This is a genomic window from Taklimakanibacter deserti, from assembly GCA_003574785.1.
Genome location: QORU01000062.1, coordinates 1 through 607, shown reverse-complemented (window position 1 = coordinate 607; position 607 = coordinate 1). Strand labels below are relative to the sequence as shown.

At 66.6% G+C, this 607-nt stretch carries 1 protein-coding gene; it reads left to right on the top strand.

What is annotated here, in order from left to right; genetic code table 11:
• Nucleotides 1–607, top strand: a 607-nt coding sequence (locus tag DS839_RS35945) for a BamA/TamA family outer membrane protein (protein ID WP_162919026.1), incomplete at both ends; no start/stop codon positions are given.

Sequence of the window (607 nt, the reverse complement as noted above, 5' to 3'; positions counted from 1 at the left end):
CCCCTACTGGACCCTCGACGGCATCTCTCGCGGCTACAACCTCTACTACCGCGAGACCGACTACGAGGACTCCGATATCTCCACCTACTCCACCGACGCCTACGGTGCGGGGATCAACTTCGGCTACCCGATCAACGAGATCACCCGTCTCAACTTCGGCGCCGCGGTGGAGGACCTGACGGTCAAGACCTATCGAGATACCGCCCAGGAGATCACCCGCTACGTCGACGAGCAGGGGGCCGATGCCCAGTCCCTGAAGCTGACGGCCAGCTGGACCCGCAACAACCTCAACCGCGGCATCATGCCCACCGCCGGCAACTACCAGCGCCTGTCGCTGGAGACCGCGGTGCCCGGCAGCGACGCCGAGTACTACAAGCTGCGCGCCCAGGCCCGCCAGCTCTTCCCGCTCAACGACAACCACGACTGGGCGCTGAAGTTCAGCGGCGAGGTGGGCTATGCCGACGTGGTCGGCAACGACCCCTACCCGTTCTACGAGAACTTCTACGCCGGTGGCCTCGGCTCGGTGCGCGGCTTCACCGCCAACACCCTGGGCCAGCGCACCACGCCGCCGGAAACCGGCGGGCGTGATCGCACCCTGGGCGGCAAC